Origin of the sequence: Paraburkholderia sp. EG286B (assembly GCF_040965655.1) — a bacterium.
In the GTDB taxonomy this organism is placed as follows: domain Bacteria; phylum Pseudomonadota; class Gammaproteobacteria; order Burkholderiales; family Burkholderiaceae; genus Paraburkholderia.
Genome location: NZ_JBFRCF010000001.1, coordinates 540783 through 558244, shown reverse-complemented (window position 1 = coordinate 558244; position 17462 = coordinate 540783). Strand labels below are relative to the sequence as shown.

At 66.7% G+C, this 17462-nt stretch carries 19 protein-coding genes; 10 read left to right on the top strand and 9 right to left on the bottom strand.

What is annotated here, in order from left to right; all coding sequences use genetic code 11:
* Positions 1 to 3 precede the first annotated feature (3 nt).
* Both AB4Y42_RS02670 and AB4Y42_RS02665 read left to right on the top strand, forming a co-directional pair.
* A complete protein-coding gene (locus AB4Y42_RS02670) occupies positions 4 to 1407 on the top strand; it encodes a c-type cytochrome (protein ID WP_368693312.1) in 1404 nt (467 codons plus the stop codon).
* A gap of 182 nt (positions 1408 to 1589) precedes the next feature.
* Positions 1590 to 2330 carry a metallophosphoesterase gene (locus tag AB4Y42_RS02665; protein ID WP_342918567.1) on the top strand — a complete coding sequence of 247 codons (741 nt, stop codon included), beginning with the start codon at positions 1590 to 1592 and terminating at the stop codon, positions 2328 to 2330.
* 37 nt (positions 2331 to 2367) lie between these two features.
* On the opposite strand, the gene AB4Y42_RS02660 is transcribed toward AB4Y42_RS02665, so the two are convergent.
* Together AB4Y42_RS02660 and AB4Y42_RS02655 are read right to left on the bottom strand one after the other, a co-directional pair.
* Entirely contained in the window at positions 2368 to 3069 is a 702-nt protein-coding gene (locus AB4Y42_RS02660; RefSeq protein WP_368693311.1) for an RES family NAD+ phosphorylase, read from the bottom strand.
* On the bottom strand, positions 3066 to 3428 hold the full coding sequence (locus tag AB4Y42_RS02655) for an MbcA/ParS/Xre antitoxin family protein (RefSeq protein WP_133183928.1): 363 nt from the start codon (positions 3426 to 3428) through the stop codon (positions 3066 to 3068). Before AB4Y42_RS02655 ends, AB4Y42_RS02660 begins: the two co-directional genes overlap by 4 nt.
* 183 nt (positions 3429 to 3611) lie before the next feature.
* Between AB4Y42_RS02655 and AB4Y42_RS02650 the strand changes: the two genes are divergently transcribed.
* The gene (locus tag AB4Y42_RS02650; RefSeq protein ID WP_368689309.1) at positions 3612 to 4112 is read left to right on the top strand and encodes a hypothetical protein; all 501 of its coding nucleotides are present in this window, start codon (positions 3612 to 3614) and stop codon (positions 4110 to 4112) included.
* 7 nt (positions 4113 to 4119) lie between these two features.
* Here the strand turns inward: AB4Y42_RS02650 and AB4Y42_RS02645 are convergent, their stop codons facing one another.
* Positions 4120 to 4971, bottom strand: coding sequence for a LysR family transcriptional regulator (locus AB4Y42_RS02645; RefSeq protein WP_368693310.1), 852 nt, complete (start codon positions 4969 to 4971; stop codon positions 4120 to 4122).
* Positions 4972 to 5071: 100 nt separating this feature from the next.
* Between AB4Y42_RS02645 and AB4Y42_RS02640 the strand changes: the two genes are divergently transcribed.
* Positions 5072 to 5455: a tautomerase family protein gene (locus AB4Y42_RS02640; protein ID WP_028202948.1), complete on the top strand. Its 384-nt coding sequence runs from the start codon at positions 5072 to 5074 to the stop codon at positions 5453 to 5455.
* Positions 5456 to 5521: 66 nt separating this feature from the next.
* Here AB4Y42_RS02640 and AB4Y42_RS02635 read toward each other — a convergent pair whose 3' ends face one another.
* Positions 5522 to 6073: a TetR/AcrR family transcriptional regulator gene (locus AB4Y42_RS02635; protein ID WP_368693309.1), complete on the bottom strand. Its 552-nt coding sequence runs from the start codon at positions 6071 to 6073 to the stop codon at positions 5522 to 5524.
* Between the two features lie 193 nt (positions 6074 to 6266).
* Here AB4Y42_RS02635 and AB4Y42_RS02630 point away from each other — a divergent pair, with 193 nt between their 5' ends.
* Entirely contained in the window at positions 6267 to 6878 is a 612-nt protein-coding gene (locus AB4Y42_RS02630) for a DUF3313 domain-containing protein (protein WP_368689345.1), read from the top strand.
* Between the two features lie 174 nt (positions 6879 to 7052).
* Positions 7053 to 8615, top strand: a complete 1563-nt coding sequence (locus AB4Y42_RS02625) for an intermembrane transport protein PqiB (RefSeq protein WP_368693308.1) — start codon at positions 7053 to 7055, stop codon at positions 8613 to 8615.
* A 13-nt stretch (positions 8616 to 8628) separates the two neighbouring features.
* On the opposite strand, the gene ppk2 is transcribed toward AB4Y42_RS02625, so the two are convergent.
* Together ppk2 and AB4Y42_RS02615 are read right to left on the bottom strand one after the other, a co-directional pair.
* The gene (ppk2, locus tag AB4Y42_RS02620; RefSeq protein ID WP_368693307.1) at positions 8629 to 9720 is read right to left on the bottom strand and encodes a polyphosphate kinase 2; all 1092 of its coding nucleotides are present in this window, start codon (positions 9718 to 9720) and stop codon (positions 8629 to 8631) included.
* 202 nt (positions 9721 to 9922) lie between these two features.
* A complete protein-coding gene (locus AB4Y42_RS02615) occupies positions 9923 to 10141 on the bottom strand; it encodes a YdcH family protein (RefSeq protein ID WP_028202952.1) in 219 nt (72 codons plus the stop codon).
* 234 nt (positions 10142 to 10375) lie between these two features.
* Here AB4Y42_RS02615 and AB4Y42_RS02610 point away from each other — a divergent pair, with 234 nt between their 5' ends.
* Both AB4Y42_RS02610 and AB4Y42_RS02605 read left to right on the top strand, forming a co-directional pair.
* A complete protein-coding gene (locus tag AB4Y42_RS02610) occupies positions 10376 to 12037 on the top strand; it encodes a CHAD domain-containing protein (RefSeq protein WP_368693306.1) in 1662 nt (553 codons plus the stop codon).
* 91 nt (positions 12038 to 12128) lie between these two features.
* Positions 12129 to 13055, top strand: a complete 927-nt coding sequence (locus tag AB4Y42_RS02605; protein ID WP_368689314.1) for a TOBE domain-containing protein — start codon at positions 12129 to 12131, stop codon at positions 13053 to 13055.
* Between the two features lie 40 nt (positions 13056 to 13095).
* Here AB4Y42_RS02605 and AB4Y42_RS02600 read toward each other — a convergent pair whose 3' ends face one another.
* Complete coding sequence (locus AB4Y42_RS02600; RefSeq protein WP_368689315.1) at positions 13096 to 13797, bottom strand: phosphatase PAP2 family protein; 702 nt, start codon at positions 13795 to 13797, stop codon at positions 13096 to 13098.
* A gap of 288 nt (positions 13798 to 14085) precedes the next feature.
* Here AB4Y42_RS02600 and AB4Y42_RS02595 point away from each other — a divergent pair, with 288 nt between their 5' ends.
* Positions 14086 to 15267: a PHB depolymerase family esterase gene (locus AB4Y42_RS02595; protein ID WP_368693305.1), complete on the top strand. Its 1182-nt coding sequence runs from the start codon at positions 14086 to 14088 to the stop codon at positions 15265 to 15267.
* A 101-nt stretch (positions 15268 to 15368) separates the two neighbouring features.
* A complete protein-coding gene (locus tag AB4Y42_RS02590; protein WP_042269847.1) occupies positions 15369 to 15548 on the top strand; it encodes a DUF3563 family protein in 180 nt (59 codons plus the stop codon).
* 94 nt (positions 15549 to 15642) lie between these two features.
* Here the strand turns inward: AB4Y42_RS02590 and AB4Y42_RS02585 are convergent, their stop codons facing one another.
* Both AB4Y42_RS02585 and AB4Y42_RS02580 read right to left on the bottom strand, forming a co-directional pair.
* The gene (locus AB4Y42_RS02585; RefSeq protein WP_368689317.1) at positions 15643 to 16446 is read right to left on the bottom strand and encodes a BPSS1780 family membrane protein; all 804 of its coding nucleotides are present in this window, start codon (positions 16444 to 16446) and stop codon (positions 15643 to 15645) included.
* Positions 16437 to 17444 (bottom strand): homoserine kinase, encoded by a 1008-nt coding sequence (locus AB4Y42_RS02580; protein ID WP_368693304.1) that lies wholly within the window; start codon positions 17442 to 17444, stop codon positions 16437 to 16439. Before AB4Y42_RS02580 ends, AB4Y42_RS02585 begins: the two co-directional genes overlap by 10 nt.
* Positions 17445 to 17462 lie beyond the last annotated feature (18 nt).

Genomic DNA, 17462 nt, shown 5'->3' with positions numbered 1-17462 from the left:
ACGATGAAAACAGCGAAGTCCTCCACCGTGGCCACCACGCATCACGAGCGAGAGAGACGCGCGCGTGCCGCTATCGCGGCCGCGCTCTTCTGTGCCTTCGCGCTCTACATCGCGTGGCACGCGTCGCACGAATCGCGCACGCGTCCGGTCGACGAACTGCCGATGTCCACGGCGCGCGGCGACGACACATCGACGCCGATTGCGGACGCGGACAAGCCCGAACTCATCAAGCGCGGCGCCTATCTGGCGCGCACAGGCGACTGCGTCGCGTGCCATACCGCCGACCCTGGCAGGCCGTTTGCGGGCGGCCTGCCCATCAGCACGCCGTTTGGAAAAATCTACACGCCGAACATCACGCCGGACCCCGATACCGGTATCGGCCAGTGGAGCGATACCGACTTCGTACGCGCGCTGCACGAAGGCATCGGCAAGGGCGGCGAGCGGCTGTATCCCGCGTTTCCATACGTCGAATTCACGCGCATGACCGAGCAGGACATGCTCGCGATCCGCGCGTATCTGAATACGGTCGCGCCGGTGCACTACACGCCGCCCGCCAACGAGCTGCGCTTTCCATTCAACCAGCGCTGGCTGATGATCTTGTGGAATCTCTTCAACTTCAACGAAGGCCGCTTCGTGCCGGACCCGAAGCAGAGCGCCGAATTCAACCGCGGCGCCTATCTCGTCGAAGGCCTCGCGCATTGCGAGGAATGTCACACGCCGCGCAACTTCATGCAGGGTCTCAAGACGACGGAGCGCTTCTCGGGCGCGACGCAAGCAGGCTGGCAGGCCTACAACATCACGCCCGACCGCACGAGCGGCATCGGCAACTGGAGCGACGACGCGCTGATCGCCTATCTTTCCACGGGCATTGCCGCGGGCCACGCCAGCGCAGCCGGTCCGATGGCCGACGTGGTCCAGCACTCGACGCAATACCTGACGCATGAGGACCTGCGTTCGATCGTGGCGTATCTGCGCGCGCTGCCGCCGGTTTCGGGCGGCGTGACGCGGCCGCGCGACGGCTGGGGCAAGCCCGCTGTGAACGACATTACCGCGCTGCGCGGCGCGGCGATCACGAACGTGAACGGCTTGCAGCTTTTCGTGGCGAACTGCGCGAGCTGCCACCACTGGACCGGCGAGGGCGTCGGGGGAAGCGCGCCGGGTGCGTATCCATCGCTCATTCATAACAGCGTCGCGGGCGCGCCGAGCCCGAACAACCTCGCGATGGTGATCCTGCACGGTGTGAGGCGTCAGACGAGGGACAGCGACGTGCTGATGCCGGCATTCGGCGATGCATTGAGCAACGAACAGGTGGCGGCAATTTCCAACTACGTGACGACGCAGTTCGGCGATCCGCGGGCCACGCTCACGGCCGGCGAGGTCGCGGCGCTGCGTGCCCAGCCCCAGTAACTCACCGTAACCGCGGGGCTTTGCGCCGCGCTCGCGCCGACACTGATAGCCGCAAACGCGTATGCTGTGAATGCAGGCACGTCGCTTGCGTGGAGTCTGCTTCGTGACGCGCCTGTCGCAATCGCAACCGATACGATATTTGGCGCTCATATGGCCCACTCACACAGCGCTATGATGAAGTGATGACGCATACACCCGACGCTCTCGTGCAGCACCATGCCGCCAACCTTGCAGGTCGCGACTTCGTAGTAGGCGACTTGCATGGTTGCGTGGAGGCGTTGCGCTATCTTTTGCGCGAAGTCGAGTTCGACACCGCGCGTGACCGCCTGTTTTCGGTGGGCGATCTCGTTGATCGGGGCGAACGCGAGCAGTGCGAACAGGCGCTCGCGCTGCTCGACAAACCGTGGTTCTACGCCGTGCTCGGCAATCACGAAGACGCACTGTGCGCCGTGGCCGAAGGGCGGATGCCGCGCAACCGCTGGTATGGCATCGGCGGCGGCTGGGCGCAGAGCGTGCCCGACGCCGAACTCGTGCACTACGCGCAACGGCTGCGCCAGTTGCCGCTTGCGCGCGTGGTGGGCGAGGGCGAAAAGCGATTCAATATCATTCACGCAGAATTTTTCGGCGACGACGCCGCGCTCGACAGCGGCCAGTTCGATTCCGACGTGCGCGAGCGCATGCTTTGGGGCCGCGATCTCGTGCTCGGCACCGGCGACCCGGCGCGCTATGCGCTCTCGCTCACGTTCTGCGGGCATACGCCGGTGCGCGAAGTGCGTCAGATCGGCTCGCAGGTGTTCATCGACACCGGAGCGTTCATCACCGAAGGACGCCTCACGATGGTCGAGGCGCTTACGTCGCGCATCTTGTCGGTCTCGCAGGTCGAAGCGCTCGCGCACGGCGCGGCCGCGATCGTGCTGCCCTGAGGCCCGGCCCCTGCCGGTCTCCCGTTGGCCGCTCGGGCTACACGATGCGGTTCAACTCGAACACCATGTCGATGGTGTGCCCATTCCAGTTGTATTCCAGATACGCCGCGTGATGGCATGCACGCAGCAGCGTCGTGCTGAGGGCGGCGAGACATTCGCCGTCCTCGTCGCGCACCGACGGATACGCAATGCCTGGCGCACGCGCCTCGCGGGCGGCGCGGCCCAGCGTCTGGCCGGCCGTGTAGTCGTCGGGCGAGAGCACGCCCGGATCGAGCGCGGGGTCGTCGCGCAGATCGATTACCTCGCCATGCGCGATCACCGTATAGAGTCGCATTTGCTGGCGGATGGGCGGCTCGTTCGTGGCCGCGAGAAAAAGCCCCGAGTGATAGCGCGTTTCCGCCACGGCGGTGGCGCGCGAGCGCGCGCAGTAGAACACGCCGTAGGTGCCGTCGGAAAAACGGCTGCCCTGCGGATTCAGATGCGTGAAGGCCGCCATGATCGGCCCGTAGCCGGGGCCGAAGCGGCGCTCCTCGCGCGGCACGAGGTCGAGGTCGCCGGTTTCGGTGCGCAGCCGGTCGTTGGTGAGCGCTTCGAGCGCATAGAGCGCCTCGAAGTCGTCCGCGGAAGCCACGCGGTCGAACAGGTTCACGGCGGGAAACCGGGTGGGAATCACCCTGAACGCGGGTGACCAGGTGAGCTGCGCGCTGCGCCAGCGGTCTTGCCAGTTCGTTTGCGTCACGCCCAGCCGCCTCGCATTGCGTCGAGATACTGGCGCACCGCTACGAGGTCGCTGACGTTGCCGGCCAGCATGCGGTCGAGCGCGCGCCGTCCGCCAAAGGGCGGCGCGCTGTTGGGACGCTTGATCCAGGTGTCGGCGGAGGTGGGTTGGGGCAGGAGAATCTGCAGCGCCTTGTAGATGCCGAGCAGCAGCGAAAGGCGTTCGAGTGTGTCGCGGCCCAGCCGGGCGGTTTGCGGGGACTGCTTCCACTTGAAGAACGTGGACCGGCCCGGCGAGCCGAGCAGAATAATCTGCTCTTCGGCGCTCAGGTCCCAGTCGCGCGCAATGTTGAAGAACGCCCTGAGCCCCGCCGCCGACATTTCGGTGAGCGAGGGTTCGGCGCGGGGGCGTCGCGACGGCGTGACGGAAGCAGTGGCGGGTGGCATGGTGGTCGAGTCCTGAATTGAACTTTTAGTAGATATTAGTCCATATATGGATTATTGCAAGTTTTGACTCGGTATAATCCTCGCCGGACATTGGGACGGCATTTGGGGAGAGACGAGGTGCGGGCAGGCGTATTGATGGTCGCGGCGATGGTAGTTGCCGCGCCGGTGTGGGCATGGGGGCAGGGGAAGACGGCAGGGGCGCATGCAGGACACGGAGCGGCTGCTGGGCAACAGTCGCATGGCGGGCAGGCGTCCAAAGCGCGGGGCGGGCACGGCGGTGCCGCGCCGCACGCGGCCGGACGTCATACGCATACGACGGGTTCCTCCACCCATACGAGCGCCCCGCACCATGTTGCGAAGGCCGACAAGCCGCCGCACGCGAAGGGCCACGCCGCGGCCCAACGGCACACGCCCGGCGAGGCCCACGCGGCAGCACGTGCGCATCATCCGACTGCTGGCGCGGCGCCTGCGCCCAAAACCGTCACGCAAAAGCGCCCCACGCCGAAGCCGGCCGCCGTGCGGCCCGCGCCACGCCACAAGCTCGTGGTGGATGCGCCGCCGCCGCACATCCAGCGTGCGATTCCCGTGCCGCATGCGCTGCCGCCCATCCTGAGCTGAGCGCCAGCTAGCCTGTGCCGAGGCCCGAGGCGAGCAATTGCAGTGTTGCCGCGGATCGCGGCTCGCGCACCCGCGAGTGGAGCAGGACCTGCGAAACCGGCAGCGCGGGCAAACCGAGCCGTGCGCCGACGTCGATCAACTCGCGCGGCGCGACCCGGCGCGCCAGCGGCGAGACCGCGAGCCCGGCGGCCAGCGCCGCGCCCACCGCGGCGACCCCGCCGCCCACGAACACTTCGGTCCACGCGACGCCCGCTGCGTCGAGCGCGCGAATCGCCGCGGCCCGCACCGCGCATGGCGCGGCGAGCAGCGCGAGCGGCAGCGCCGTGCCGGGCTGCCGCTGCCATTGCGGCGCGGCGAGCCAGACGAGCGGCTCCGCGAAGAGCCGGCGGCCATCGCCGCGTGGCACCTCCTCTTCGTCCTGACGCACGACGACGGCATCGAGCCGCCGCTCGTCGAACTGCGCGAGCAGGTGCGCCGAGTGCCCCAGATGCAGCTCGATCACGAGCCCCGGATCGTGGACGCGAAGCTGGGCGAGCTGGCGGGCCAGGTTGGCGTCCGCGACATGCTCGCTCAGGCCGAGCGCGAGCCGCCGCTCGTCGCCCGAAAGCGCCCCGAGCGCGCGCTCATGTGCGCCCAGCAGGTCGCGCGCAGCGGCGAGGAACGTGAGGCCATCGGCCGAAAGCCGCACGACGCGCGGCGTGCGTTCGAGCAATTGCCTGCCCAGATGCGCCTCGAGACGCTTGAGCTTGAGGCTCACGGCCGACTGCGTGGTGTCGAGGGCGTCGGCGGCGCGCGTGAAGCTGCGCAGCTCGGCGACGAGCACGAAGGCGCGCACGGCGTCGAGATCCAGTGGTTTCATTTCAAATGAAAATTGATGAAATATCTATCTATGCCTGTTTATTATGATAGACCGCGCCTAAGCTGATGTCATCTCAAACCCACCGAAGCAGGAGATCGACATGCCGTTCACTCGTATCGCAGTTCGCGCAGGCAAGCCCGCCACGTATCGCAAGGCGCTCACGCAGGGCATTCATCAAGCGTTGATGGAGGTGTTCAAGGCGCCCGAAGACGACATCTTCATGATCATCACCGAGCACGATGCCGATAACTTCGTGTTCGGCCGGCACTACCTCGGGATCGAGCGCAGCGACGATCTGGTCATGATCCAGATCGCCGTGAGCAACACGCGCGGGCAGGATCAGAAGAAGGCGCTGTTCGCGCAGATTGCCGAAAACCTCGCGCGCGATCCGGGGGTGCGGCGCGAGGACGTCTTCGTGAATCTCGTGGATGTTGCGCGGGAGAACTGGTCGTTCGGGAACGGGGTGGCGCAGTACGCGACTTGAGCGCGGAGCTTGACGCCTGATGCGGCCGTCAGCATGCCTCGCGATTGCTCTCGCCAGGCGGCCGCATCACCATTTCTTCTCGTCGAGCAGCCGGTCGAAAAGCCGTTCCCGCAGCGCGTCGGGCACGGCCGAAAGCCCGAGCAGCGTGCTGAATGCGATGCCGCTCGCGGCGAAGTAGCGTAGCAGCGAGAGTTCGAGGTCGCGGGCCTCGGCCTGCAGTTGTTCCATCTTGGCCGCGTCCTGGGCCTTCAGGTCTTCGAGCAGCGCCGGGCTTTCGACCAGGGCCGCGAGCACGGCGCGCGCGACGGAGTCCGGCTGGTTGATCGACTCCCTGAAAATCGCGATCTGCGCCGAAAGGACCGGTTCCGCCCGGGCCTGGCCGCCCGCCGCCAGGTGATCTTGCGCGATCTGCTCGAATTGTTCCCGCTGACGATCCAGCAGCGCGCGCAGCACGCCCAGTTTGTTACGGAACTGGTGTAGCAACCCGCCTTTGCTGATACCGCTTTCGCGCGCGAGCGCATCGAATGTCAGTCCGCCGACCCCGTCGCGGGTCAGGATCGCAAGCGCCGCGTCAATCGCCTTTTTGCGGGAAATCTCGGAACGTGTCTGGTTATCCATGGGCGTGATTGTACCCCTGCATCACATTGTAAACAAACCGGATAGACGGTTTACATCCTCCGAGACCGATGCTACGCTTCGTCTCGTCGTGAACTCGGCCGGATGCCAGGCGGTATCCGGCAACTTTTAAAAGGATGCCTTCGTGCTCAACAACCGTCTTCTTCTCACGTCTTCGGCTTGCGTAGTACTCCTGATGTTGTCGGCGTGTGCGGGCGTGCAGCCCGTTGCCTATAGCAGCCTCGCCTCGTCTTCGCAGCTCAAGGAGAACCGGGATCACGACGCCGCGCAGACGCCGTTCCGTTATGCGGCGCCGGTGCTCTGGTCGCGCTATTCGCAGGTCATCGTCGATCCGGTCGCGGTGTATCAAGGCGCCGACAATCAGTTCGGCGACCTGTCGGACTCGGACAAGGACGTGCTCGCCGCCTACATGCACAAGACGTTTGCCGACACGCTATCGAAGCGTTTCGATCTGGCGGCCCAGCCGTCGCCCGCGACGCTGCGCGTGAAGCTCACGTTGACCGGCGCGGAGAAAACGACGGCCGTGATCGGCCAGGCGATGCATTTCGACATCGCGGGCAATCTCTATAACGGCGTTCAGGCGATCCGGGGCGGCAAGGGGGCGTTCAGCGGCTCGGTGTCGTATGCCGTGGAGGTCTACGACAGTGCGTCAGGGCGTCTGCTTCGCGCCTATGTGACGAAGCAATACCCGAACGCGATGAATCTGCCCGCCGCGTTCGGCTCGCTGAGCGCGGCCGAAACCGGCATCGACAAGGGCGCCGATGCACTCGTCGAGCAGTTGCGCTAACGGCGAAGTCGCCTGTGGGCAAAGGGCGCCGCCGGTCCGAATTTCATCGACTTTCTCGCCAGATCTTCAACGCACCGTGAGTCTCTCCAGCTTGTTTGCATGCGCGTTCGGCCGTGCGCTCGCCTTTGCATCCCGATTTGCGAGGCGCGTATGGCATGTCGTCGTGGGGAGGTTGTGAGTGACCGGCGGTGGTGGCACGCCGCAGTCTGGGCCGCGTGGGTTCTGGCGAACCTGGCTGGCGGCCTGCTGCTTGCTCAAGCGCTGTCGCAACGCAGCACGCACGTCACCGTGAGCTTCGTGTCCGGCGCCGGGCTCGTCGCCGGGAAAACGCCGGTGCGATATCGCGGCGTGGTCGTTGGCCGGCTCGAGCATCTGCGTTTGTCCGCGGATGGACAGCGCGTCGATGCCGAACTGAGGCTCGATGCCGCCGGACCGCACATCGCCACGTGCGGCACGAAATTCTGGGTCGTGCGTCCGCGCATCGACGTGAAGAACATATCCGGGCTCCTGACCGCCGTATCGGGAACGTGGATCGACGTCGATATCGACGCCCATTCGCTCAGGGCGTGCTACATGTTCACCGGTTTCGACACGCCGCCGGCCATCACCAGCGACCAGGAGGGCGCGCGTTTCGTGATTCGCGCCCCAACGCTCGGCTCGCTGAATGCCGGCTCGCCCGTTTATTTTCGCGGTGTGCAGGTCGGGGAGGTGCTCGGCTATTCGCTGGTGCCCAGCGGCGACAACGTCCGTATCGGCGTTTTCGTCAGGAGACCGTTCGATTGTCTGGTCACGTCCGATACGCGCTGGTGGCAATCGAGCGGCGTCGAACTCAAGCTCGATTCCGGCGGTATGCGGCTGGAGACGCCGCCGGCCGCGGCGCTGCTCGCTGGCGGCCTGGCATTCGATACGCCGCGTGGGAGCGTGCGCGCCGTGTCCGCCACGAGCGTGGAGGATTTCCGCCTCGCGGAAAGCCGCACGGACGCGATGCGCGCCAACGAAGGTCCGCCTGCCGTGGTGCGCATGCGTTTCGCGCAGTCGGTGCGAGGGCTGTCCGTCGGGGCGCCAGTCGAATTCCGCGGGGTCGGGTTGGGCACGGTCACGGCAGTCGCGATCGACCTCCAACCCGAAAGCGGACGTTTCGACATGCTGGTCACGCTGAGCCTGTATCCCTCGCGGCTCGGCCGCAACTACCGCGACGCGCTCGGCGACGGCACGGGAGCGGCGGGCAAGAGCCTCTTGCGACAGCTCGTCGCTCAGGGACTGCGCGGACAGCTGCGCACCGGAAGTCTTTTGACGGGGCAGAAGTACGTCGCACTCGACATCTTCCCGCACGCACCCGCGGCGCGCGTGGACACGGAGCGCTCGCCGGTCGAACTGCCGACGGTGCCCAACTCGCTCGAGGAACTCCAGGATCAGGTGTCGAATATCGTGCGCCGGCTCGACCGTATGCCGCTTCAGGAGATCGGGCGCAACCTGGACGCCTCGTTGCAGCAGTCGAATGTCCTGTTTGCACGGCTAGATACGGAGCTCGTGCCGGCTGCGCGTTCGACGCTCGAATCGGCGCAACAGGCGTTTCGTTCCGCGCAGGCGACGCTCGACGAGAGTTCGCCGTTGCAGCGCGATACGCGTCAGGCGCTGGCCGGGTTGCGGCGTACGCTGGCCAGCCTGAACGCCCTGGCCGATTATCTCGAACGCCACCCCGAGGCATTGATCTGGGGGAAGCGCGCAGACCCGTGAATCGGCAAGCCGACTACAGCGCCCGACTCACCAGCAACGGATCGACTACCCCAATCGCCTCCGCATCCCGGCTCGCATAAGGCAACTTGTGCAGCACGAATCGCATGGCATTGAGCCGCGCGCGCTTCTTGCAATCGGAGCGGACGACCGTCCACGGCGCATCGGCAGTGTCCGTTTGCGAGAACATCGCCTCTTTCGCCTGTGTATACGCCTCCCATTTGTCGAGCGAAGCGAGATCGACGGGACTCAGCTTCCATTGCTTGAGCGGATGCACCTTGCGCTCCTTGAAGCGCCGCCGCTGCTCGCCACGGCTGACCGAAAACCAGAACTTGATCAGGTGGATGCCGCTGCGAATCAACTGCCGTTCGAACTCCGGCACCTGCTGCATGAAATCGGCATATTCCTCAGGCGAGCAGAAGCCCATGACATGCTCGACGCCTGCGCGGTTGTACCAGGACCGATCGAACAGCACGATCTCCCCCGCCGAAGGCAGATGCTGCACGTAGCGCTGGAAATACCACTGGCCGCGCTCGACTTCGGTGGGCTTTTCGAGCGCGACGACGCGCGCGCCGCGCGGGTTCATGTGCTCCATGAAGCGCTTGATCGTGCCGCCCTTGCCGGCCGCGTCGCGGCCCTCGAACAGGATCACCACGCGCTGACCGGTTTCGCGCACCCACGCCTGGAGCTTGAGCAGTTCGACCTGCAGCCGATACTTCTGCCGCTCGTAGGCGCGGCGCGACATCAGATTGCGATACGGATAGCTGCCTTCGCGCCAGCCGGAGGCGAGTTCCTCGTCGGGGTGGCGCGTGCGCGAGGGGCGCCAGTCGGCAGGGTTGCCTTCGAGGATCAGGCTGCGCAACTGGGCGGCTTCGTCGGGCGACATGCCTTGCATCAATGCCGCGATCGACTCGAGCAGCATGGCGGGCGGATTGTGCCCGGCGCGAGTGCGCGCGACGAGATCGTGGACAGCGCCCGCGATGGCCTCGCTCGCGGATTCGACGGCACTGTCGACCGTGCGCAACTCGGCGCTGTGGGGCGTGACGAGCGGTAGTCGCGCGGCGGGGCCGGCGGTGTCGGAAGCAGGGCAGGGAATGGATTTGGGCATGGTGTCGGCGGATGCGGGGAGGGGAGCGCGTGCGGAGTGACTCGCATTCAAGGCGGATGCCCCGAAGTGCGAGCGGCAATGGCGCGCAGGGAAGTCGTCGCGGCTTGACTGGCAGGGCGGCGCCGGGGCAAAAGCCGGCGCGCCGACGGCCAGCGCCAGCCCGCTAACCCAGCTAACGGCCAGCGCCGGACGCCGCCTGGTTTCAGGCGTTTGCCGCCTTTTTGAGGATGAGGTAGAGCGAGTCCTTGAGTTGAAGCTTTTCCTTTTTCAGCTGCTCGACTTCCATGCCGTGCGAAGCCACGACACCAGCCTCCATGTTCTTGATCTGCTGGTCGAGCTCGTTGTGACGATGAAAAATCCGGGCGAAATGGTCGTCCTGGATCTTGAGGCGCGAAATCAAATCTCTGTACTCAGGGAACACTCAACACTCCTTACAGACAGGCAAAATGGGAGAAATTGGCACGTGATTATTTTTCCACCCTCCAGTCGTGGCAGTCTTGACCATCATCAGACTCCGGTTGCCGGAAGGGTCAGGGACGTTACCTGGGGCATCGAGGCGCGCGCGCGTGTACCATCGATCGCGTCGTCGCAGTTCCTGGCTCTCCATCCGCTTGCACTGTTCCAAGCCGTCGCCCGACAGAACCCTGGAGCGTTCATGGATCGCGTTCTGGAAATCGTGCTGGATGTCGTGATCCCGGCAGCGCCGGATAGAAAAAGCGCAAAAAAAGTCGCCGCCGCCACGGGAGCGGCGTCCAGGGCGCACGCCGGCCCGAAACCATCGGAGCGGGCCGCCAGCCTGGGCGCGGCTTTGCCGACGCTCGTGGCGCTGCACGATGCGCACGAGCGCGTGACGACGGTCGCCTTCGACCGCGGCGGCGTCCTTGGGGGACTCGGCTGGCGCGTGGCGGTCGAATCGCGCGGCGACACGCAGCGCGTCGTCGTGTCGAGCCGGCGCGTTCATACGCCGGGGGTCACCGTGGTCGCACCGATCTTCGAGGCGGCGCTCGATGCGAACGGCATCGCGCATGCGCTCTTCGACGCCGCGCCCGAGCCGTTTCGCGAGGCGCTGGGCAGCGCGGACGATCTCGCGGCGTCGGCCACGCTCGTGACGATGCGCAGCCGCTGGCAGTGGCCGCGTGACGGCATCGAGGTGCTGCTCGCATTCGACGAAGATTTGCACGAGCCGTCGGCAGCGCAGCAAGAACCGCCGGCTCAGGACACTCACGGCGCGGATGCTGCGCACCCGCCCGACTCGCACGAGTTGCACGAGTTGCGCGTGAGCGCGCCCTGGCCCGAAGGCGAGGACGAGCGGCCCATCGTCGATGCGCTGTTTGCCTGTGCTGGCGACCTGATCGGGGCGCTGCCCGCATTCGTGCGGCTGACCGACGCGCTCGAGCGCGCCAGCGCCGGCAGCGTGACCGGCGACGCCGAAGCCATCAAGGCCGAAGCCGTGGATCTGGCCGGCGCGGCCACCGCCGAGGCCGCGCTCGTGGCGATCGGGCGCAACATCAGCGCGCAGTGGTTCGGCAACGACGCGGGGGTGCGCGACAGCACGAACGGCGAGTTCATCCATCAGATGCGCGTGTCGCAGCGGCGGCTGCGCACCGCCATGCGCATCTTCTCGCGCTGGTGCGACGAGACCTGGGAAACGCGCATCGAGCCGGAGCTCAAATGGCTCGGCGGCCTGCTCGGCGATGCGCGCGACCGCGATGTCTTCGTCGAATCGACGCTGCCGGCGCTCGCCACCGCCGACGTCGAGCCGGGCCGCTGGGACGCGATTCGCGACGCGGCAAACGCGCAGCGGCTCGCCGCGCGCGCGCGGCTGCGCGAGGCGCTGGCTTCGCAGCGCTACGCGCTCGCGGCGCTGGCGTGGCTCCAGTGGCTCGACCTCCTCGCGCGGCGCGCGCACGACGCCGGCAGCGCCGGGTTTTCGCTGCACCGCCACGCGAAGAAGCGCGTGCGGCGCTACTACGAGCGGCTCGCGAGCACGCAAAAGCTCACGGCCATCGACGAGGCGAGCCGTCATCGGGCGCGCATCAATGCGAAGTATTTGCGCTACACGATCGAATTCTTCGCGACGCTCACGTCGCGCCGCACGCGCATGGAGGTGGCGCGCTCGCTCGCGCGGCTGCAGAGCGTGCTCGGCGACGGCAACGACGCCGCGGTGGCCCTGCGCTACCTCGAGCGCATGGATGCCGAGCCGTATCAGCTCGGCTTCGCGCGCGGCTGGTGCGAGGCCGTCAAGCGCTATACCGCGAAGGAGGGCGAACGCCTGTTGCGCGAACTGGGCGAGCCGAAGGTGGCGCGCGGCGCCTGAGGCGCGTCTCTATAATCGTTGGCGCGGCTTAGCGGTTTGGCGAGCCGCGCCGAACCGTCGCTCGTTTCATTTTGTTTGGCTTGTTTTGCGCATGATGAATCCCACTGACCTGAACTCCCCATCCACCGGAGCCGGCCAAGCCGACACCGGTTCCACTGACACATCAACACCCGCGGAAGCGCCGGAACTGGGTCTGGGCGGCTCGGTCTGGTTTCAGTCCGGCCAGCAGATGCTGGGTGGCGCGGCGCGCATTGCGCTGCTGGAAGCCATCCATGCAACCGGTTCGATCACGGGCGCCGCGAAAGCGGTCGGCATGAGCTACAAGGGCGCCTGGGACGCCGTCGACGTCATGAACAATCTCGCGGGCGAGGCGCTCGTGGTGCGCGCGACGGGCGGCAAGGGCGGCGGCGGGACGACGCTCACGCCGCGGGCGCTGCGGCTCGTCGGGACGTTTCGCGCCATCGAGCACGAGCACCAGCGCTTCATCGAGCGTGCGGCGCACGCGCTCGGGGCCGTTTCGGGCGAAGGCGGCGACGTGCACGCTGGCGGGTTCGCGCGCGACCTCGCCGTGCTCGGCCGCTTCGCCATGCGCACGAGCGCGCGCAATCAGCTCTTCGGCACCGTCTCGGGGATCGTGCGTGGCGCCGTGAACGACGAGGTGTCGATCGCGCTGCCCGGCGGCGAAGGCATTGTGGCCACGATCACGCACGAGAGCGCCGAAGCGCTCGGGCTTGCCGCGGGCGCGCCCGTGGTGGCGCTCGTGAAGGCGACGTCGGTCGTGCTGGTCGCGAGCGCGGAAGACGCCGAGCGGCTTTCGGCGCGCAACCGGCTCAGCGGGACGATCGAGGTCGTGCGGCGCGGCGCCGTGAACGCCGAGGTGACGCTCGCCCTGCCGGGCGGCGCCGTGATCGCCGCGATCGTGACCGAAGCGAGCGTGGACGCGCTGGGATTCGCCGCAGGACAAGCGGCGACGGCCGTGTTCAAGGCTTCGAGCGTGCTGCTAGGGGTGGCCGGTTGAGCGGCGAACGACACCGGCGGCCGCCAGTCAGGCGGATGGTTCAGGCGTGGCGCTGGGCGGGGGGCGTGAGGCCGTTGCGGGTTTGCGAGACGGGCGCGACCGGCGCGCGGTTGGGGCGGTTGGCCTTCCATTTGGCACGCACGTAGGGCCGGTCGTGACCCGAAACCGTGAGCGCGATGTGCGTGACCCAGCGATGCGTGGGCACATGCACGTTGTGCAATGCGATAGTCAGCGCCGCGAGGCTCAGCGCGACGGCCGCCGCTGAAATTCGCCGGGCTTGTGCCTGCCACCAGTAGCGCGCGAACACGAGCGCGGTGAGCGCCCCGACCACGCAGCCCGTGACAGCCTCGGAAGGCGAGTGAGCGTCGAGCACTACGCGCGAGAGCGCGACTGCGAGTCCCACCGCGAGGCCTATGGTCACGCCTGTGGCACGCACGAAGGACGGCGCGCCTTGCAGCATCAGGAAAAACGCAACGGGATAGACGGCCGTGGACAACATGGCGTGGCCGCTGATCCCCGTGAAATCCAGTTCTCTTACCCCCACACCCCAGCCGAGAAACGCGATCTTGGTAAGCGTCACCAGGCCGATCGCCAGGCCGAGCACCAGCACCCAGCTCGCCGCCATGCGCCACGAATAGCCGACCATCAGCCACAGCGCGATTGCCAACGCGAGCGGCAGGGTGAGCCCTGCGCCGCCGAGGTTGGTAATCGAGTACCAAAGGTGAATGGGCAAATCTGGCATGAGTCCGCGCTGCCGGCTGTCAGAAGAAGGATCCTGGGGTTGCAGGTGCTTATCCGCTACTTCATAGCGACTTAACGCGCGAGCCGCCTGGCTGGCCGACACGCGCGTGAGACATGCATCCAGTATAGCTGCCCCGCATAGACGAAGGCGTGCCTCGACGAACGCACGCCCGGACAGAATCCAGCCTGTCCGATCTGCAGCGTCATCCAAATGGTGTTATTGTGCGTTGCACAACGACGGATCGCGGCAAAACGCCACGATGTGTCAGACCCTTTTACGAGGCCATAGATGACGAAAAATCTGACGAAGCTATGGGCTGGTGGCATGCGACGTCTGCTCGCCATCCAGACCCGGGCGGCCCGCGACGCCCTGAAAGGCGCGGGGAGCGATGCACCCAGGCCGCAGGCAATCTGGCGCGCCGCTCAGGCCGCAGCCGAGCAGGCGGCCAAACACTTCACGCCGACGCAAGCGCGCAGCGGCGCGCCGGTGCGCGAGTCGCGCGTGGGTCCGCGCGCGGCCGCCTGGGCCGCGGGCGAATGGCGCCGCGCGGAGCACCTTGTACCGGCGAACGACCAGCATGCCGGGCGCTCGCTGCCTTACGGGCTTTATCTGCCGCCGGGGCGCAAGACGAAGGGCATGCCCGTCGTCGTGATGCTGCACGGCTGCAAGCAGTCGATGGATTCCTTCGCCGAAGGCACCCGCATGAATCTGCTCGCCGACCGCCATGGTTTCGCGGTGGTGTATCCCGAGCAGTCGGAACGCGCGCACCCGCACCAGTGCTGGCATTGGTACGACGCGCGCGACGCGGCGGGTGGCGGCGAAGCGGCGTCCGTCGTTTCGCTGGTCGATGCGCTCGTCGAGGAGCACGGCTTCGACCGCTCGCGCATCTATCTGGCGGGTTTGTCGGCGGGCGCGGGGCTCGCGATGCTGCTCGCGGTGCGCTCGCCCAGCCGTTTCGCCGCCATTGCACTGCATTCTGGCCCCGCTTTCGGTGAAGCACGCTCCGGCGTGACGGCGCTCGATGTGATGCGGCGCGGCGTGCACCACGAGCCGGTGGCGCTCGTCGATACCCAACTGGGCGCGCGCATCCATCCGGGCATGCCGGCGATCGTCGTACAGGGCGAGGCGGACGCCGTCGTCGCGCCCGTCAACGCGGAACAGCTCGCGCTGCAACTGCTGCGCCTGAACGGTCTTGCGGGTACGCGCGGCGTGCGTCAGGGCGTCGTGTCGCGCGAGACCTTCAAGGACGGTTATCGCGAGCAGGATTACGAGCTCGACGGTGCGAGCGTCGTGCGGCTGTGCCGCGTGGCGGACCTCGACCACGCCTGGAGCGGCGGCGACGACACCGTGCCGTTCCATTCCTCGACGGGACCGGACGCGAGCACGCTGATCTGGGACTTTTTCGAGGCCCAGCGCCGCGAGGCCTTCGACGAGGCCTACGACGCCGAATTGACACAGGACGTTGGTTAAAAGCGACTACGGGTAACTTAGGGGTTTACCCTTAACAGGGTTTACCCTATAATGGCTTCATTCGATTCGCGGGCACGTGCCCGTCAAAGAAGGGCCAAATCATGTACCTGCTCAGCCGTCTTTTCCTGTTCCTCTCCGAAACCGCCGAAGCTCGCCGCCAGCAGCGCGAGGAAGCGTATCTCGCGCAGTCCGTCGACATCTACGATCTCGAGTTCCGCATGCGCAAGATGGATCGCGAGAAGGCCACGCGCCACCCGTCGTGGATGAACCACTACGGCTAAGCAGGAATGCTGCGCCCCGCTAGCGGGGCAAAATGAAAACGGCGCCAAAAGGCGCCGTTTTTGCATGGTGCGCGTGAAGGACGTGCCGCGCCGTTCAGCGGCCCGAGTCCGGCATTTCGGCGGCCTGCTTTTCCTGCACGCCGAAGCAGCCGCGGTAGGTCGCGTAGAACGAGCAATAGAGCATCGTCGTCACGATGATGAGCGCGGGCATCAGGATCGCGACCGTGAAGTCGCCGGCGCCGAGCGCGCGCAGCAGCGTCGACAGGCCGATCGATACGACCGTCGAGACGGCAAACCACAGCGCCCCGTACACCATGAACGCGCCCTTGTTGCGCCAGCAGCTCACAATGCTGAAGAACATGGCCTTCACGGGCGGCACGTCGTGCCACGCCGTGAGCACGGGCGCAAACCAGAACAGCATCGACACCGGCACGTAGCAGAGCAGCGAAGCCAGCACCGCGAGCGGCACGTCGCTGTTGGCGAGCGCTTCCGCGTCGAGGTCGCCGCCGATCGTCATCAGCCGCAATAGCGCGCCGCCGTCCACGAACGCAGACGCGGCCAGCACCAGCAACATCGCCGCCACGTAAATTGCCCCGAGCGCCAGCAGGTGCTTCGCCACGTTGCTGCCGTACGAACGAAAGCCGTCGATCAGAATGGTCGGGAACACCGGTTTGCCCGCGATCGTGTCGCGGCACGCCGCCATGAAGCCGACGGCCACGCCGGGCACGAACAGCAGCGGCAGCACGCCGCCAATCACGGGAATCGCGGAAATCAGCGTCATCGCCAGCAAATAGGCGAAAAACAGCGTGAGAAACGCGAGCGGATTGCGGCGGAACAGCCAGATACCCTGGCGGAACCAGACGTAGCCCGTCTTCGCGGGGACTTCAATTAGTTGCATGGGCGATGGGGCAAGGCGTGATGGGAGCCCGCCTCGCTGCCGGCGAGGCGCTCGCGCAGGATGCGCTCGAAGTGGCCGGGATCGTGCGGCTTGAGCAGCTCGGCCAAGCGGGGCAGGTGGAAATCATACAGGCGCGAGACCCAGAAGCGGTACGCGCCTGCGCGCAGCATGTCCATCCAGTGCCGCGTTTCCTCGGGCGTGAACGGGCGCACGGTCTGGTAGGCGCGCAGGAGCGCGTCGGCGCGCGCCGTGTCGAGCTTGCCGGTGGCGAGGTCGACGCACCAGTCGTTGACGGTCACGGCCACGTCGAAGAGCCACTTGTCGCAGCCGGCGAAATAGAAGTCGAAAAAGCCGCCCAGCCGAACTTCGTGGCCCGGCGCGGGGTGCGAGTGCGCGAACATCGCGTTGTCGCGGAACAGGTCGCAGTGGCACGGACCGCCCGGCAGCGCCGCATAGTCGGCCGAGCCGAAGAATGCGCGCTGGTGGTCGAGTTCGCTCGTGAGGAGCGTGCGCTGGGCGTCGTCCAGAAACGGCAGCACCGTCGGCACCGTTTCTTCCCACCACGAAAGGCTGCGCAGATTCGGCTGGTCGCCGCGGTAGTCGCGGCCCGCCAGGTGCAGGCGCGCGAGCATCTGGCCCACTTCCGCGCAGTGCTCCACGCCGGGCGCGAGTTCGGGCTTGCCTTCGAGCTTCGAGACGATGGCCGCGGGCTTGCCCTGCAGCAGGCCGAAGAGCGCGCCGTCCTTGCGCGGCATGGGGTCGGGTACCGGCACGCGATGCGAGGCGAGGTGCCGCATCAGGTCGAGGTAGAACGGCAGTTGTTCGGCCGTCAGCTTTTCGAAGATCGTCAGGACGTATTCGCCGCGCGTCGTCGTCAGGAAGAAGTTGCTGTTCTCAATGCCGGACTGGATGCCGCGAAATTCGACGACATCGCCGAGATCGTAGTCGCGCAGCCATTGGGCAAGCTCTTGGTCGGTGACAGCGGTGAAGACGGCCATGCAAGAAGGTCGGTTGAT

Bases quoted from the DNA above. Each gene is read 5' to 3' on its own strand.
- AB4Y42_RS02670 (WP_368693312.1), top strand. From the start codon at position 4: ATGAAAACAGCGAAGTCCTCCACCGTGGCCACCACGCATCACGAGCGA.
- AB4Y42_RS02665 (WP_342918567.1), top strand. From the start codon at position 1,590: ATGACGCATACACCCGACGCTCTCGTGCAGCACCATGCCGCCAACCTT.
- AB4Y42_RS02655 (WP_133183928.1), bottom strand. From the start codon at position 3,428: ATGTCGGCGGCGGGGCTCAGGGCGTTCTTCAACATTGCGCGCGACTGG.
- AB4Y42_RS02645 (WP_368693310.1), bottom strand. From the start codon at position 4,971: ATGAAACCACTGGATCTCGACGCCGTGCGCGCCTTCGTGCTCGTCGCC.
- AB4Y42_RS02640 (WP_028202948.1), top strand. From the start codon at position 5,072: ATGCCGTTCACTCGTATCGCAGTTCGCGCAGGCAAGCCCGCCACGTAT.
- AB4Y42_RS02635 (WP_368693309.1), bottom strand. From the start codon at position 6,073: ATGGATAACCAGACACGTTCCGAGATTTCCCGCAAAAAGGCGATTGAC.
- AB4Y42_RS02630 (WP_368689345.1), top strand. From the start codon at position 6,267: ATGTTGTCGGCGTGTGCGGGCGTGCAGCCCGTTGCCTATAGCAGCCTC.
- ppk2 (WP_368693307.1), bottom strand. From the start codon at position 9,720: ATGCCCAAATCCATTCCCTGCCCTGCTTCCGACACCGCCGGCCCCGCC.
- AB4Y42_RS02610 (WP_368693306.1), top strand. From the start codon at position 10,376: ATGGATCGCGTTCTGGAAATCGTGCTGGATGTCGTGATCCCGGCAGCG.
- AB4Y42_RS02605 (WP_368689314.1), top strand. From the start codon at position 12,129: ATGATGAATCCCACTGACCTGAACTCCCCATCCACCGGAGCCGGCCAA.
- AB4Y42_RS02600 (WP_368689315.1), bottom strand. From the start codon at position 13,797: ATGCCAGATTTGCCCATTCACCTTTGGTACTCGATTACCAACCTCGGC.
- AB4Y42_RS02595 (WP_368693305.1), top strand. From the start codon at position 14,086: ATGACGAAAAATCTGACGAAGCTATGGGCTGGTGGCATGCGACGTCTG.
- AB4Y42_RS02590 (WP_042269847.1), top strand. From the start codon at position 15,369: ATGTACCTGCTCAGCCGTCTTTTCCTGTTCCTCTCCGAAACCGCCGAA.
- AB4Y42_RS02585 (WP_368689317.1), bottom strand. From the start codon at position 16,446: ATGCAACTAATTGAAGTCCCCGCGAAGACGGGCTACGTCTGGTTCCGC.
- AB4Y42_RS02580 (WP_368693304.1), bottom strand. From the start codon at position 17,444: ATGGCCGTCTTCACCGCTGTCACCGACCAAGAGCTTGCCCAATGGCTG.